Genomic DNA, 16789 nt, shown 5'->3' with positions numbered 1-16789 from the left:
ATGACAGATATTTTGAAGTAGTAGGTGACTCTATTTTGGATTAACACTTGTAAAGAGTTGGAAAAGGGCTATGTGATTGGTGGAGAGACGTCGATAAGACGTGCTTACCGACACTCAAAGAAACGAGTCTCAGTATAAGGGTATTAGACAACAGACCTCATCGGTGTTTCGCTTCTAACTTTTACTTTTTAAAATTGTCTGCCCCATTCCTAATCCATGCTCAATGACCGAAATGACAAAATGATGTAGATAACTTTGTTGTTCGAAATCGTTTGGCTGCTAACGCAGCCAAAATAGCACTAGAGAGAGGCGTAAGGCTAATATGCCTTAAGGCTATGGTTTACACAATATGTGAGCTTGCACCCCAAAATCTTTACATGAACTTATAAACGTATTTATTAGCCAAATTAACTGCACATAGTGTGGCTTACATTTTTGACCTGAGGCCAATTTGTTTAATTCCACTGTCAACTTAGCCTTACTTAAAAAAGGTGTTGCAAGTACAATTTTCTTTATAGAGTTAGGATTTTGATTTACAGCCTCGAGAGCTATTTCTAGATCTTGCCAATTCTGAGCCCCTATGACCCGACTAATATTGGTACTCTCATAATTTTTGTGCCACTCATTGTCGTATTTATTTTTAAATAATTGTTTTTCAGCTTGAGTTCGACCAATGTTTTTTAGCGCTTGAGCGACTACATCGTGGAAAGCACTAGCACCATACGTATCTTTACTAGTAAATTTTGAATGTATAAAAGAGATAGACGGAATATTACTATTGCTATCTATAGCAATATGATCTGCCCATTCGTCATTCATGTCATCACAAATAACAATATTATGAGGATCACAATATTGATCTTCAACTTTCCGAAATAGAGAGTTAACAGGGAACCTAGTTAAATTATTTGCATGTGGTTTTTCTTTTTCGCTGGCAACGCCACTAAAACAATAACTGTCATCAAATATATTAAGAATAGAATGAATGTTATTCAATAAATGTTTATCTTCAAAACATGACTTCGAATAATATGAGTAATTTGGAGAGTCGAACACAGCAGAAAATGGCTTTTCTTTATTTAAATATTTACCAATAGTATAGCTATTCGTGCCATTTTCAGTTACTAAAATGTTATCAAGAACCTGATTTCTAATTGTAATTAAATTCTTTGAATACGAAACCTTACCGGATAAAGCTGTACCTTTAACTTTCAATATGTCATTTTTAACTAAAACAGGAGATTTTAATTGATTAAAGAGCCTATTTATTTCTCCTGAATTTAACTGACTACCATCCGTCTTGCTTAAGACTACTTGACCATCTAGAAATTTAGTTTCTATTTCACTCAAATCAATAAGAATCGCCACAACTTCATGCCCTAAATCTATTATATCCTTCAAACAAATAGGGGATGCAAAATTGCTAAGAAACTCACTTTGGTTTGTAGTTACCTTGATTTCGTCTTTAATTTCAATAACCCAGTCGATTAGTCCATCAAATGCTGACTTTTTATCTCTATGACTAACTCTCGAAGTACTTGGAGTTAGAGTATATGAGTCTTCACCGACTTTCATTCTGAAATTGCTTGGGATTGATCGACTTGACGAATTAGATGAGACAATACCATTCAAGCTTTTGGCTTCTAATGAACGGGATCTGATAACAGCGTTTGATATGCTCATATTTTTCATGGTGACCCTTTCATATTCTGGACTTTTATCACCATGAAAATGACAGAATTTTTGGTAATCAAATTCATCTATAAAAGAAGAAAAATACTTTTCTGGTGAATCAACATATTTCTTCAAAATAGCTAAGGCATCATCACATTCTATCAATAACAAATAGGCATACTTTTGTTCTTTAACAGAAGTTCCTACTAAAAATGAAGGCTCTGCTTCTATCTTGAATGCAACAATAGAGTATAATACTTGATTACCTGAAGCTGTTGTATGGCTTCTTTTAGACTCCTTTAAAAGGTAGTTACCTACACGCTCTTTAGATATCTCCTTGAATGTATCTTCAATAGACTTCTTCGTAAGTGCTTTATTCAGCTCATAAAACTGAACATTCTTGCTTAGACTTAAATTACCAATCATTTTACTATAACCCCTTCATGTACGACTTAACTTGTAAAATAGCCCTAACAATTTTTAACCTACAAACTGTCCACATAATTCATCTACAGTCTGTCGTAACCAAACGCGAAAATACCATTCAATTCACTGATGTTTAACAAGAAAACATAAAATATAAGAAACAGAGCACATAAGTAGAAATAGAAATCAGAAAAAAGGATAAGACACCGGATGTTTTGGGCATTGCTTGGAGTATTACGACACTCCATGACCAGCTACGTTCTGATTGTTTCAGAGGCTGAAAACGCGGCGGACTCATTGTCTGTTTTAAAAGCATACTAATGCTTTTGCCCCACCAAAGACGAAATTGTCGAGGAAGCGATCGACATTATCCAAAGCGCGTTGGTTTCCTGTACCAATCACAGTAAGTAAATGTTCAGAAAGCGCCGTTACTGGCGTATTTTCTTCCACTTTCCCGAAACCACGTACTTTGGAAAGGTATAAAGTTGCTCGAGTAAGATTCGGGTAATCGCATTACTTGGACCAGTAAATGGCTCCGGAGGTAGGTTTTCTTTTTTGTGGCCAACCCCCTGAATGGCGATAGAGATAAAGGGCAATAGCACCAAACCTCCAGCAATCAAAAATTTACCAAGAACCAATGAAACCATTGCCCCCCAGAACCCGATGATGAATACCGGAACCATGATTAAATGAATCAGGAAATTGCCCTGATGTTGGTGAAAATGACCGTAAGTGTTTTGCTGGTGCTGAACGAGTTTACGTATAGACATGACTGCTCTCCAATCTGTTTTGGAGCAAGATAATATCGACAGAAAAACAAAGCATTACCATATGGTAATTTGGCTTCAACTTTTAATTCGGCTGAGTGATTGAGGCGTAATACCCAGATAGGACGCCACGTAATATTCTGGAATACTATCAACCAGATGTGGCATCTGTTCACGTAGCTCAATATAACGCTGTTTCGCTGTTTTCATGAGCAGTGACATCGCCCTTTTTTGCGTGTGGTAATACGCTTCTTCAGCCAGTCTTCGCCCTAGTTTCTCCCATTTCGACCCACGCTCATAAAGTCCAGAAATTGCTGAAATAGGCAATTCAACTGCCAATACTTCCGTAAGCGTCTGAAAATGAAGTTGAGAAGCTTCCTTTCGAATAACGCTCGAAAAATCGGTAAGGAATAAGCTTTTCACGTTTGAAGAGGGTTTATTGAAGTGAAAACAAGTGGTGAAGTCTCGACCATTTTCGTCAATGACATAAGAACGAGTTATGCCAGAGCTCACGTAAAACATACTCCGACAAGTTTGACCGCTTCCGAGTAGGCTTACATCCTTATCAAAATTCTGAACCGTGAAACTTGCTGAGATCATTTCCCACTCGTCATCGGATATGGAAATGAACTGAGACAAGTGATTTCGGAGGCGAGCTAAAGGCTGATTAGGTGTTTGGTCTTCCAAAATGAACCTGACAATTTGAGACGTCGTTTGTCTAGATTTATCAGAGTTTATACTCACGATCTAATTTTTGAGAACCCCCGACCCAGTGGTTGTTGTATGAATCACGTTTTACCTCCATTAGCTCGATCAATAATTTAACAATTGCTTATAAATTAAAACATTTGAGCTCGAGGATTTATGAAACTCTGGATATTGAATTTCGCCTTTATCAGTCTGTTTTTTTCTCTTTCGGCATTCTCGGCCGATGTTTGCCAAGCAAAAATCAAAAAGAAGATTTCAGCGACACAATCTATCTATCACGCAATGGCGGTGCCAGTGCTAGAGAAGAAATTCGAGGTGGTTAAAGACGTCCGAACGATAGAGAACGTTGGAGATTTTGACTTTTTAGTTCGAGTAAAAGGGTTAGGCAGTGCCGCTTGGCATAGAGTAAACCCAGATGAAACGTATATCGGTTTGGTGGATTTGTGGGAATTACGCTGCCTTTCTACGTCGTCACCCAAGCGGGATCCTCTGTCTATTGGGTTTACTGTATTAACCGAAACGGTGGATGGTCTGTGGGATTCCCTTCAATCAGGAGTCCCAAACTTAGCGGGGGAATTGGGTACTGCCAGCCAATGCCGCACACGAGGCTATGGCAATACATTTGCTGGCAGTAGAAATAAATTCCAGCACTTTATCAATACCCCCGACTACCGCTTGATGAACAATTACCTTGCGATGCAAGCTTCTATTCGTACCTATTACCAACAATTTGCCAATGGGCGTGGTTATGTCACAACAGAAAATGATTACCGCTGTGCGGCACAAGAACAGTATCGTCATTGGGGCTTCAAAAAGGTCTTGTTTGCTAACTCGATCACCAGCGGTAATGCCATCATTGCATCCAATCGAGACTTCGTTTTGATTGCGGTTAGGGGAACGCAAATGGTGGACGAACAATCGATACACGACGAACAAATCGCGTATAACTTCATGACGGATATTCTCGCCAATGGACCGAGTATTCCGCTAAATGCCAACTTACTCATTCCCAATGCAAAAGGAAAACTCCACAGCGGATACGCTGCCGTCGTTAAAACCCTCTTTCCGCTTATTGGGCAAGCACTGCGTGAAATGGGCGACACGCATAAGCCTATTTTTCTGGCGGGTCACAGCTTAGGGGGTGCAACCGCAACGGTTCTGGGCTACAAATTACGTGCAGAAGGGTATAAGGTTCAGTCGGTGTACAGTTTTGCTTCGCCTAAAATTGGTGACCTCCGATTTACTCAAGATCTCGACTCGAACGTTAATGTCTATGCCACGATTAACTACCGCGACCCAGTACCGGGCTTTCCTAATATCAGCAATGTTTTGAATTTTGTTCCGCAATACTATGCAGCGGATCATGTCCTTTATTTCAATAAAAACCATCAACCGACCGATTTTCCTAACACCACCAGAGACAGCGATATTTTTGTCCACATTTCTGAAGACCAAGGGCATCCCACCCCACTCATTATTTCTGCGACTCAGCAATTCAAAGAGTGGCATTTTCATGTCATGAATTTCTATCTCGCGTTTTTATACAATGAAATTCAGCAAAACCAATTGGACAGAAATAGCGATAATTTGCAGCCTGATTATCAAAAGCAGTGGCTGTGTTTGGATGGGCAGCCTCACCGGAACCTTACCCAAATCGATTGGCACGGAGCTGGGATAAAAGACACCTTGTTAGCGGATACCAATGGATACCCTGTTCAAGAATGTGTTCTGCCTTAACGGAGATGACGCGAGTGAACTTTAATTGTCAGTTTTTGCACTTGGCTATCTGTACTGGTTTAGTGCTTTCAACTCCAGCTAACGCCTTCAAAATTGGCACCCATGTTTGGCTCGCGGCGAAAGTGGCAGAAGACGTCGTTGAAGACAACAAAGTATCGATTTATTTCGATGAATCAGGGCAAACCGACACGCTCACCGTTGACCCGATTGTTGCCCGTTCCATTAAGCGATTCCCCAAAGCGTTTCTTTTTGGTGTCCTCGGGGCTGATATATACCCCGATTTAGTTGCGGGGCAAATGACTACGCACCCAGGGCTTCCCTTTCAGCCACTCAACCGCTGCGGCGAGAAAATAAATGTGGACTCAAAAGGTCAATTGCAGCCCTATAACCGATATTGCCACCCGAAAGATATCGACTTAACTTCGCCCGATAACTATGGCGTCTCTCCCCTCATACTACCGGTAATGAAAGCGGCTAATTTATATCTGAGTGGTCATTCTTGGGGCTGGCAAACTGACGATTGGTTGAGGCATGTTAGAGACGCTGCGTTGCAAACATCGGGAAACCGTGGCTCGAGCGAAGTGGCTTTTGCTTACGGCTATCTCCTCCATGCGGCAATGGACACGTGGGCGCACAGCTATGTGAATGTCTACACGGGGGATCTCTTCTCTTTATCGAAAAACCAAACCGTACCCGCTCGCCATACCGCGTTAGAAGGGTACATAAATTCGCTCCATGATTCGTATGACGACGATCCCCTATCCATTCTAAGAGTAAGTACGCGAAGCCAAACTCAAGAACAAGCACAAGACAGCTATCAATCGCTCAAAGCACCGACCGAGTTTGTTCGGAGAACATTGATCTTAAACGATACCACCGCTTGGCAATACGGCAGAGAAAGTGGGGCTGTCCACATTTGGGCAATGTGGGCATCGTGGAAAATTTCCAAACAACTCAATCAAAGATTTGAGCCCATCCAAACCGAACTTCGGCGTGTATTGAATGAACAAATTCAAAAAGTCAGCGATGCAGAGCAACTTTGGCAAACAGCAGAAGACGCCAAGAATATCGCTGTTCAAGGGGCTAGCGATGCCTACGAAACACTGAAAGAACACGAGGAAAATTTGGTTGCTGCCACACAAAACTTGGAAGACGCGACCAACAATGTAATTGAGCATATTGAATCCAATATCGCCTTAAAGAATGCCTTTTCGACCGCAGACCGAGTCATTGAGCGCGTGCTTAGTCTGCTTCCGAGTTGGATTCATCAACAATATCGAAACGCTAAGAATAGGTTGTCTCGTGTGCGCTTGGATTTGGAGTTTGCAAGAAACCACTATAACAACCAGCTCATGATTCGAGAGAGAAGACTTAGCGCACTTGCAAAAGCACTTACCAAGATGAATTTGGAAGAATCAGTGCTGTCAGCCTTATCGGCGATGCGCGATGTTGGGCTGACTGCCATTGAACGTAGCCTTTCCGGTTGGACACGAAACATTGAAGCGTCTGTCGATGCTTATATTCACGCTTACGAAGAGACAGGGCGCGAATTGCTCCGACCGCACGGCAACCGATTCGAAGAACAGAAAAGCGCGGTGCAGGCGTTGAAGAATTGGGCGATATGTTGGGCGCCTATTTTCAGCTCCCCTGTGCCGAATAGCCAAATGCTCTCGCGCACATGTCAGGTAGGGATTGAGTCGTACACTGATTTCAATGAAACCGTTCGCCAGTTCAAGCTGAATACCTTGATTCAAGACCGTCGCCTGAAAGATGTCATTATTGATTTTGATGAAGCCAACGCTGAAATCAAGGTGTCGGCGCTCCCCCAAATTGGTCGGCTAATTCGACAAGCCATTCCGTTTACAGACCAATCGGTCGCGGCACCAGGTAGTGCAGAATTTCTTGCTCGCTTATGGGATCATCATGTAACAAAAAAGGATCTTGTTGACTTATATGCTTCTGATTCTTCAGAGCAAAATCTATTAACCTTTCGTGCTCAAGGGCAAGAAATCATTGCGATGTTACAAGCTGATGGTTTAGACATTGAGAAATACGAGAAGCACCATAAGACGTTGAAGCTTGATGACATGATGCGTTTTACCCCAATTCGTAACGCCATGCAGCTTTCTAAGCTCGCTTTGGTGAATAGCAATGAACTGAACGATTGGGTACGCGAAAAAGGCGTGACTTCCTCTCCCTATCCAGACAGCAACCCACTATACCGGGCAAATGGTCCGGCAGGAGATATTTTGATCGGTGCCTTAAGAAGTATCGATGGGAACCACCAATGGTTAGCGGTCGCCCCGCCGCTTCCGAGAAAACCGAAAATTGGAAATGATCTACGCGGGACAGAAGAAGCGTGTCGACGTTTTGGCTACCCGATCCACTCTCAGTACATCCCAACTAAACCATTAAAACCCGAACGTGTCCGAACTCATTCGGAGTTTAATCGTGATTGCCAGAATACGGCTTTGTTTCGCTATCGAGCCAATAATACGGAATATACGCCCGGTGGTTTTCGACTTTGGCAATCCCGCTTAGCCAGAGAAAAAGTGTTTAGCAAGATATTTAAGGGACCGCTCTCGCTAGGTATGTGTCATCACTTAAAAGACAAACGCTCAGAACCCGAGTCTTATCAGCCATCGTATTACACAACGTATATTGGTCTTGGGTGCGTGGGAAATAACTACGTCGACACCAATTTATTGTCGATATTACACAAGCATCAAAATAATATTCGTCGCTCCCAACCGACGTTGAGAGCAAGTCAGGGTAACTAAAAAGGAGGATTGAGGTTAACTGACCTGAATAACGACGCTGCCCTTTCGGCGCTTTGCCTGGGCGTATTGATGCGCTTCTTCTAGCTGGGTGAAGGTGTATTGACGATCGATTCTTGGCCTTAAAAACCCCATTTCAATCAAATCTTTAATAAACACCAGATCCAGACTTGTATCCACGTGATATCTGCACGCCAAGCGACGCTTACCCAGGAAGATAGACGACATCATTTGATAGTATTCTGCAAGACCTGCTTCGAGTTTCAAACAGATACCTTGAGGTTTTAATACATCGCAGCAAGAATCGAAACACGCTGTATTGGCAATATCAAAGACCACGTCATATTGCCTTTCTGCAACGGTGAAGTCGTGAATGGAATAATCGACGACGCGGTCAGCGCCTAGAGCCTGCACATACTTCAGTTCATCGGTACTACAAATACCGGTGACCTTTGCACCTAGCCATTTGGCAATTTGCACCGCCGCTGTACCAACAGGGCCTGAAGCGCCATTGATTAAGACTTTCTGCCCTACTTGAACTTTCGCTTTGTCACGCAACATTTGCAGTGCGATCAATGCACCATAAGGAATGGACGCTGCTTCCTCAAAGTTGGTATTTTCTGGCATGAGGCTAAGCACACTATCGTCTTGTACGGTGATGTATTCTGCGTAGGTGCCACTTTCCACGCCTACAATCCCGAAAACTCGGTCATTAGGCTTAAAAAGTCGAACATTTTTTCCCACAGCTTCTACTACACCAGCAAACTCGGTACCCAGAATTTCTTCTTTTGGTAAGAGAGCTCCCAACGTTAGACGCGAAGGGAGTCGGAGTATTTTGGGGAATTGGTGACGTAAATGACTTTTCGTAACGGTTGTGGCTTTCACTCGAATTAATACGTCATCGTCGGCTGGCACTGGCTTGTCAACTTCTGAAAAATGCAATATGTCGTTATCCCCGAAGGGTGTATATACCATTGCTTTCATGACTGATGCTCTCCGATAGCGGTGGCTGTGCGTAACACACAAAGAAACCTTTCCTATTTCTCTAGCCACGTAGAATTCCCGCTATTTGTTAGGCAAATAATGACGCTAACAAGGCGATATAGAGGAATCTTCTTTTAATCGGGACACCTTACCAATGGCAACAGACCATGGCAAATGACATTTGTATTAATAGTGATACTTATATAACTATTTTCAATATTTATATGAAAGTGGTGCTACGAAAAAACGGGGTTATACCCATATCTCCCCATCGAGGTATTTCACCGCGCTACCTGAAACAAAAACGTGAGTATCGGTTACTCTACAATGAAGCTCACCACTTCTTTGAGATGCTTGAAGTGCCAACAACTCACTCTTCCCTAATTCACTAGCCCAGTACGGCGCTAAACCAGCGTGAATTGAACCAGTTACCGGATCTTCGTCGCCACCGTTAGCAGGCCAAAAATAACGCGAAACAAAATCATATTGCTCCCCTTTTGCCGTGACGACCACATCGTATGGCGCAAGCATTTTCAGCTGTTCTTGGCTTTGTTGCACCTGAAATACATCGTCTTGAGAGTCATAAATGGCAAAGTATGCTTGTTGGCTACGTAAAATGAGTTTTGGTGTAATGGATAGGCCTTCGATGAGTGCCTCAGGAGCTTCAACGGGGACGGGAGCAAGAATTGGAAACTGCATTTCAATCATGCCATTACTTCGTTTTCTGACGACAAGATTGCCCACTTCCAAGGTTGAAAATTCAAGCTCATTCAGTGAAGGAAAATCGGAAAACAACGCGCTGGCAGACGCTAACGTCGCGTGCCCACAAAAATCGATTTCTGTGATAGGTGAAAACCAACGAATTGCATATTTATTATCTTTGATTGGTACAAGAAATGCTGTTTCAGAGAGGTTATTTTCAATCGCGATATTCTGCATCAAACGGTCGCTTAGCCATTCATCGGTAATGATCACCGCAGCGGAATTGCCTTTGAATTGTTCATTTGTAAATGCATCAAGTACTCGCATGCGCAATTTCATTTCTGGCTTTCTCCATTCCTTTAGAAAATATCGGTTCTTGGCCAATACATCATTGTTTTTAGTTGCTTGCAAGATATGCCCAATTAAAAATCTCAGAAAAGCAAAAAAGCCCTCATGTAAATTGAGAGCTTTTAAACGAGCACATTTATACGAACAAATCACGCCTGCGAAAAACCTTTAGTAAATTCTAGGTTCTCCACGGAAGATAACGCGATCGTTACCTCGATAAACACCGAACGTAACCAATGCTGAAGGGTTATCGTCCCCATTGCCAAACCAGTTGTAGTGAAGGTGTTCGAACCCGCCACTGGTATTACCTGAACAGGTTAAACCTGATTCTCCGGCTGGAGGAACACCAATTCTAAGCTTCAGCCGAACTTGTTCCTGAGCACCTTCAGTTGAACTATTTTGCCTTGCGGTTAAATTGCTGCTTGTACCACTAGTGATATTGGTATGCGACCCCGTTAAATCGGCACTGCTAGAGCCTGATCTTGGCCAGATAAGTTCACGACAATAGTTTGCACCATCAAAGTCTGTTTCAATGTCATCGGTATTGGTCACAAACTGCGAGCCGTTCCAATATTCTGCCCTTACCGGAACCGTCACGTCCATGCCGCTGTTTGTGCCGACATCATCTAACGTTAATCGACCATAACGCATATCAAGGGCTGCGGTAAACTTCCGTCCATTGTATGTACTGGACCCATCATTTCGTAGCGCAATGGCGTTTACAAAATCAGTGCACCCATTAACGGAGCAATTGACACTGTTGGTATTTACCTCTAGACCAAGCCTAACTTCATAAGGACCATCTTGAGTGGTGATTCTGGTTGGGGTTGTTTGCTGAACAACACGAGAAAACTTAAATACGGTAGAGGGCAGTGACGCCGTTCCACCCGTCCATTCTCTGTACCAATCTGTATTCGCAATATTGCCCGTTATCAAACGGCTCGTTAAATCATTTGATTCTGTTACCGGGTTCTTTTCATCATCGACCGCGACTAAATTCAAATGCATTAACAGTGATGCGGCAAAGCTTCCGTAGTTAGTTGTTGTCGTGATAGTGTTTTCCTTGTCGACACTTTGCGCTGTTGCAGTGAAGTTAGATTTAAAGTTTTGCTCCATGTAGGTAAAACTCACTGCCTGCCCTTCCTGAGTGTAGTTGTTTGTCAGTTCAAATTGATATGGGTAGAAGCGCCCTATCGTGGCAGTATCGCTATCAATTCCACTACTCTCACCATAATCATAATTACTGTTAGACACCGTTAAGTTAATGCTGCCTACTTCGTTCCAATTCATCGATGCCACAATGCCGCTCGCGGCTAGCGATGTTGTCGTGAAATTGTAGATATTGTTAGGTGTATAACTGTTACCTTCCTGCGTCAAAGTGCCAGAACTCCCCCTACTTGGAGAATGAAGCGTATAGTTGAGCTCGGCTAAAGCGAAATGACCAGTGGTTGAATAAAAGTTCGGCGTGGTCGCACGATTACATTGATTACTTTCAGAGGTGTTATAAATAATGGGTTTAATTCGTACAGTGAAGGTTTCTCCAGCTCGAGCAAATGCAGGACCGCCAGACGATGTACCATTGTGGGCTTTTACTGTGTTTTGAACGGAAAAATCACACAGTGCAAGTTTGTCCGGCCTAGCCTCCACAACCATCGCGCCTTCAATATCATTCGTATTATCCCTGACTGTTACGTTGATTTGACCCGCATCGTTATATTGCAAACTCAGTGTGCCAACTCCATCCACAAACGTGACATTGTTGTTCACCAATAAAGGCTGAATTGTCCCTGTACTTGGGATGATATAAGAGGTTAATGTAATCGCCAGGGTTTTGGTTCCATCGTAGTCATCCATTACTTCTGTACCACTCGCGGTTTCTCGCGTTGCTTTTATAGTGACGTCGGTTTGTTTACCCGCAATGATTTTGAATGGAGATGGCTCAAAGATAAAACCAGAATTATTGAATGTGTAAGGACCTGCCGAAGCATTAATAGACGGAGAGCCCACAACGTAAGCCGTTACGGTCGCAACTTCCACTACAACACTACTGTACAAATAATACGTCGCTGTACCCGCTTGAATCTGCATGGTACTCGTGTCATTGATACAATCTGCGTTAATGTTTGCTGTCGATTTCCAACAAGTGTTTGCATTACCAGACGGTGTAATATTTAAGTTGCCGATGTAGTCAGTATCTACATTACCTGCACTATTAATAATATTAAACGTGATAGGAATAGAGTGATCGATCAATTCAGTGGCAGAAGCAGGGGTAATTTGCAGTTGATAAACAGGTTGATTACAGCTAGAAATGTCCCCGTTCAATCTTGCATCGCCCTTCACTTCAGCGGTCAAAGATGCGATAGCACCCATTAAAATACCGCTTTCATCTAACTCGATTTTGTCTTCTGAGAGCACGAACGCAATTGCTCGAGCGGCCCCTTTTATTGAGAACTCAGCATTGCTTCCATGCACGACAAAGTAAACATCATTTGGAACACCCGTTAAATTAACCTTACCTGAGCCTTTTATTTCAGTCCCATTACTGTGGATGTAAACCTGCCCACTGACCTTAATTTCTGCATCACCGTAAATATTCACTTCATCAGCAAAGTAGTCCCCCGCCGTGAACGTGACCACTGCATCTCCAAAAATATTAATTTCGTCGTATTGCCCCGGCGACACCGTGTGAGTACCAGTGTTAAAGCTAATATCGTTAGGACCCGGCGTGAAACTTGCAAAATTGAACATGGGGACCAAAAGGCTGTTGTCAGCGACACAATTCCCAACCGTACAGCTGTTATTGGTATGGGCTTCTACATCAAAATAACCAAGTTGAGTACCGCTAACCGCACCAGATATTTTTGCGCTGCCTTTAATTTCAATACTACCGGACGTATCCCAAGTTTGAGCAGGACCCGTAAACTGAGTACATTGCTCCACATCGAACGGTACCTCAAAAATGATGTAGCCCAATCGCTCTACGATATGCTTACGTTCTGCATCGGTGTCTTGATCTTCTTCCACCATAAAACTGGATTTGCCCGTTTCCAAACGACACCGGCGTAACCAACCACCATTATTGCCATAGCGAGTATTTTTTGACGCCACGATAATGGGCACAACGTCGTAATTCTCATCGTAATCGGCGTAGGTTTCACACCCCGTAGAAACAGGGTTCCCCGTATCGTACGAGTTAATCGTTATTTGGTTTTTAACTGCAAACTTAATGTCGTCTCGTTCGCCGCTACCATAAGCGGCGATAAAGCCGATTCGCTCTTGCTGCGTAGGGAATTGTCGAGAGTTTTTTGATTTGTATCCATCAATCTCATGTCGTTCTAACGAGATATCCATGTAAGACGTGTTAACAGCCGTTACGGATGATGTTAACCAGAAATCCTCACCGTTATTTATACTTTGAACTTGGTGAATGATTCCGGGAGTGCCACTAAATGAAGTAAAGCCTTGTCCGTTGTAGCTATTGAAATAAATCCGTTCCTTTTTGTTCCTATTGCCGTTTCCACTGCTATGGGTACTCAATCGATACATGTACTTTTGAGTCGAAACTTCGTCAACTATGATCTTCACGCCATTAAAGTCATGAACACCCTTCTCCATGACGACGTAATCGATCACCTTCATTGGTACATTTTCCATGCCTGCGGGTGCACGATATGCAGGTGCAATTTTCTGTTTGAACTTAACGTATGTTTTCGTGACTTCTAGAACTTTTACTGCAGAAGGGGAGTCTTGCTCATTGAGAAAAGAAATCGTACTCATGAAGAATACAAGAGGAACGGTATCATATGTTTTTTCGAAATTAACTTGGCAGACCGTATCGATACAGTCTGGGTGCGCGTAGGCATTAACGTTGTAACGACCGTATTCAAGCTCAAGCGCTTTTGCACTCGCTCCTACTAAAACCAACATCAGAATTAGAGCAAATCTTAAAAGTTTCATTTTTGAGCCCAAAGTAGGTTGAACGAAAAACCTTTCCCGTTCAAACTTTAGTACAAAGCTTCACCTTTAATTGCTTCATTTTTAATACTTTGCTTAAAATAAACCCCTAGCTGTTCATTTTATAATCTAGCTCACACTTAATCTCGATGTGTTGGGCTATATCCACAAACTTTCTCACCTTCAAACTTTCTCATCCACAAACAATCCCACCCAAAAACGTCGCTACTCTTTCTGACCAGCAACAAGATAAGAAGTTATCTGTTTAATAGAGCCAGACTCTATTTGGAAAATGTCGCAGAAATAAAAAGTTTGCTGTGCGTCACCGTGCCCCTGAACAACCAGATGGTCCGTGGCTTCAAGCGCTTGAGACACATTTAAAGACACCGGTTCTGATTCCATCTGAAAACAAATCGAGCGGATATTATCCGTTCCAACAATGTCTTCCTTGCCTACATTCGTCCAGCGAGTTTTCTCGTTTAAGAACGGGATAATCTCATTCACATCTCCGCAAGAAAAAGCGATACACGCGTTTTTGATATCTTCATCCACAACATTCACCTTGTATGTTTTTCAATCAGTTATTAAAAACTATACGACTATTTTTACCAGAGTGATGTGACAACGTGGGAAAAACGTGAGCGGGTAAGCTGGAAAAGAAGACAATAAACATTAAAAGAGAATTAGGTCGCTAATCAGCCAACTAAGCATACTCAATCGCACTCATAAAAAATAACAACGATATTGCATCTTGAACAAAAATACGTATAGAATCTCGCCATCACTTCTGTAGGAGAATGCGCCTAAATGAACAACTAATCCCTTATGTCCAATTGAACACCTTAATTTTGGAATACAGGGTTAGTAGGCGTGTCTTCGTCAAAACTTGCTTTACTCGCTTTTTGCATATTGCCTTTTGCGTACCGTTTTTCGCGATCTAATGAAATCAAATTTGTCACGCCTCAGACCCTGACTATGTCGGAGTCTTTATGATCACATCTCATCAAAACAATTCTTTTAAAAACAATAACTATCAAAACAGCACTTATTTAAGAGCCAATCGCCTCTCTTACCACCACCCAGATGGGGACTGGCAGTTTAAATCGCTTCAGTTCTCTGTCGCGCAAGGCGTATACGGCTTAGTCGGCAACAATGGAAGCGGCAAGAGCCTGCTGTGTTCATTGTTGTTAAAACAAAACTCCCCTACTTTGGGAAACATCGAAATCCAAGGGCAAGTCGGTTGGTTAGATCAACAACACGATTCGAACACAATCGACCAGTCTATTGCTCAATACCTAGGTTTAGAATCTGCGCTTATTGCGCTTGAACGAATAGAAAAAGGAAGCGTTGAGCAAGCCGATTTTGATCTCGTTAACGACCGGTGGGACTTGAGAAACGAGCTTTCAAAAGAGTTAACCGAACTTAGGTTACCCCCCGATCCATATAGCAGTGTTCAAACCCTGAGCGGTGGAGAACTCACACGGCTAAGATTGTGGGTCTTATTCCTTGAGAATCCGGATATTCTTATTTTGGATGAACCAAGCAACCACCTTGATGCCAGCGGGAAATGTTGGCTCTGTAATCAGTTAACTCAATACCAAGGCAAAGCGCTCGTTGTGAGTCACGACCGAGAATTGCTGAATTCGGTTGACGGCATTTTCGAGCTGTCTTCATTAGGGATTCAATTTTATAGTGGCAACTACGATACTTATGTTCAAATTCGAGATAGAGAGCAAGCCTCAATTGCTCGAAAACTGGAAGAAACCGAAAAGCAACAAAAGTTGGCAGCTAAAAAAGCGCAATCGGATCACGAGAAGGCACAAAAACGCGCTGCGCAAGGCAACAAACTACGAAAATCTGGCAGCCAAGATAAAATGATTCTCGATGCGGCAAAAAATAGCGCGCAAAAATCGAATTCTGCAAAGCGGGAAATGCATCGACAACGCCAATCAGAATTGAGTGAGTTAAAGAAACAGCTTCAATCAAAACAGTCGAGTTCTCATGCACTCACCCTATCCTTTGAATCGCACCGACAGAAAAATCAAAGGCTGTTACATCTTCAGCAATGCACGCTGCCTTATGGCACTGAGAAACCCATCAATTGGGAAGTATTCTCAGGGGATAAATGGCGAATTGATGGCGACAATGGCAAAGGAAAATCAACGCTGCTTAAGTGCATTTTTGGCGAGCTAACGTTCACTTCTGGTCAGTGCAGCGCCAAGAAAAGCCTATATGTTGATCAACACTTTTCATTGCTAGGCGAAGCCCATCCTTTAATGGATCTCGTTAGCATACACCTACCCCATTTAACGCACGGTGAAATTCGAAATCTGCTGGCTGCCATTGGCTTCAAACGCGACTCTGTATTCAGAGTTAGCCACCAACTCAGTGGAGGAGAAAAAATGAAGTTGGCACTGCTTATTGCCAGTCACCAAGCAGAACCGTGCTTATTACTGTTAGATGAGCCTGATAATCATCTAGACCTTAACAGCAAAAGAATATTTGCGAACACACTACGTGACTATTCCGCAGGGTTTGTTTTAGTCACACACGATTCATACTTCGCACGAGAAAGCGGTATTGAATCCACTTTAACTATTTAAAAAAAGGCTACTCAAGCCACTTGCTCACAACTTGGCTTGAGTAGTTTTCCTTTACAAACAGAGACTCAATAAAATCTAAAGCAACAGGATAAAGCGATGGGATAGC

Annotated in this window: 10 protein-coding genes; 3 read left to right on the top strand and 7 right to left on the bottom strand. The window is 42.6% G+C overall.

From position 1 onward, the window contains the following. Positions 1-333: 333 nt before the first annotated feature. The 3 genes from LDO37_RS22085 to LDO37_RS22075 all read right to left on the bottom strand — a co-directional run bounded on the left by LDO37_RS22085 (position 334) and on the right by LDO37_RS22075 (position 3467). Positions 334-2100, bottom strand: coding sequence for a hypothetical protein (locus LDO37_RS22085; protein WP_224055882.1), 1767 nt, complete (start codon positions 2098-2100; stop codon positions 334-336). A 428-nt stretch (positions 2101-2528) separates the two neighbouring features. Then, positions 2529-2870 (bottom strand): terminase, encoded by a 342-nt coding sequence (locus LDO37_RS22080; protein WP_126610422.1) that lies wholly within the window; start codon positions 2868-2870, stop codon positions 2529-2531. Between the two features lie 75 nt (positions 2871-2945). Next, complete coding sequence (locus tag LDO37_RS22075) at positions 2946-3467, bottom strand: Crp/Fnr family transcriptional regulator (protein WP_224055881.1); 522 nt, start codon at positions 3465-3467, stop codon at positions 2946-2948. A 264-nt stretch (positions 3468-3731) separates the two neighbouring features. On the opposite strand from LDO37_RS22075, the gene LDO37_RS22070 reads away from it, so the two are divergent. Then, complete coding sequence (locus LDO37_RS22070) at positions 3732-5312, top strand: lipase family protein (RefSeq protein WP_126610420.1); 1581 nt, start codon at positions 3732-3734, stop codon at positions 5310-5312. Positions 5313-5326: 14 nt separating this feature from the next. After that, positions 5327-8092, top strand: coding sequence for a hypothetical protein (locus LDO37_RS22065; RefSeq protein WP_126610418.1), 2766 nt, complete (start codon positions 5327-5329; stop codon positions 8090-8092). Between the two features lie 15 nt (positions 8093-8107). Here the strand turns inward: LDO37_RS22065 and LDO37_RS22060 are convergent, their stop codons facing one another. From LDO37_RS22060 to LDO37_RS22045, 4 genes are all read right to left on the bottom strand, one after another. After that, complete coding sequence (locus LDO37_RS22060; RefSeq protein ID WP_126610416.1) at positions 8108-9142, bottom strand: NAD(P)-dependent alcohol dehydrogenase; 1035 nt, start codon at positions 9140-9142, stop codon at positions 8108-8110. Positions 9143-9325: 183 nt separating this feature from the next. Beyond that, complete coding sequence (locus tag LDO37_RS22055) at positions 9326-10114, bottom strand: PhzF family phenazine biosynthesis protein (RefSeq protein ID WP_126610415.1); 789 nt, start codon at positions 10112-10114, stop codon at positions 9326-9328. A 177-nt stretch (positions 10115-10291) separates the two neighbouring features. Beyond that, positions 10292-14083: a DUF6701 domain-containing protein gene (locus LDO37_RS22050; RefSeq protein WP_126610413.1), complete on the bottom strand. Its 3792-nt coding sequence runs from the start codon at positions 14081-14083 to the stop codon at positions 10292-10294. Positions 14084-14305: 222 nt separating this feature from the next. Continuing rightward, positions 14306-14632: a hypothetical protein gene (locus LDO37_RS22045; protein ID WP_101109869.1), complete on the bottom strand. Its 327-nt coding sequence runs from the start codon at positions 14630-14632 to the stop codon at positions 14306-14308. Positions 14633-15069: 437 nt separating this feature from the next. Between LDO37_RS22045 and LDO37_RS22040 the strand changes: the two genes are divergently transcribed. Further along, a complete protein-coding gene (locus LDO37_RS22040) occupies positions 15070-16683 on the top strand; it encodes an ATP-binding cassette domain-containing protein (RefSeq protein ID WP_126610411.1) in 1614 nt (537 codons plus the stop codon). Positions 16684-16789 lie beyond the last annotated feature (106 nt).

This window comes from Vibrio penaeicida (assembly GCF_019977755.1).
Classification (GTDB): Bacteria; Pseudomonadota; Gammaproteobacteria; order Enterobacterales; family Vibrionaceae; genus Vibrio; species Vibrio penaeicida.
The sequence above is the reverse complement of the archived record's forward strand: the minus strand, read 5'-3'. Positions and strand labels throughout refer to the sequence as shown.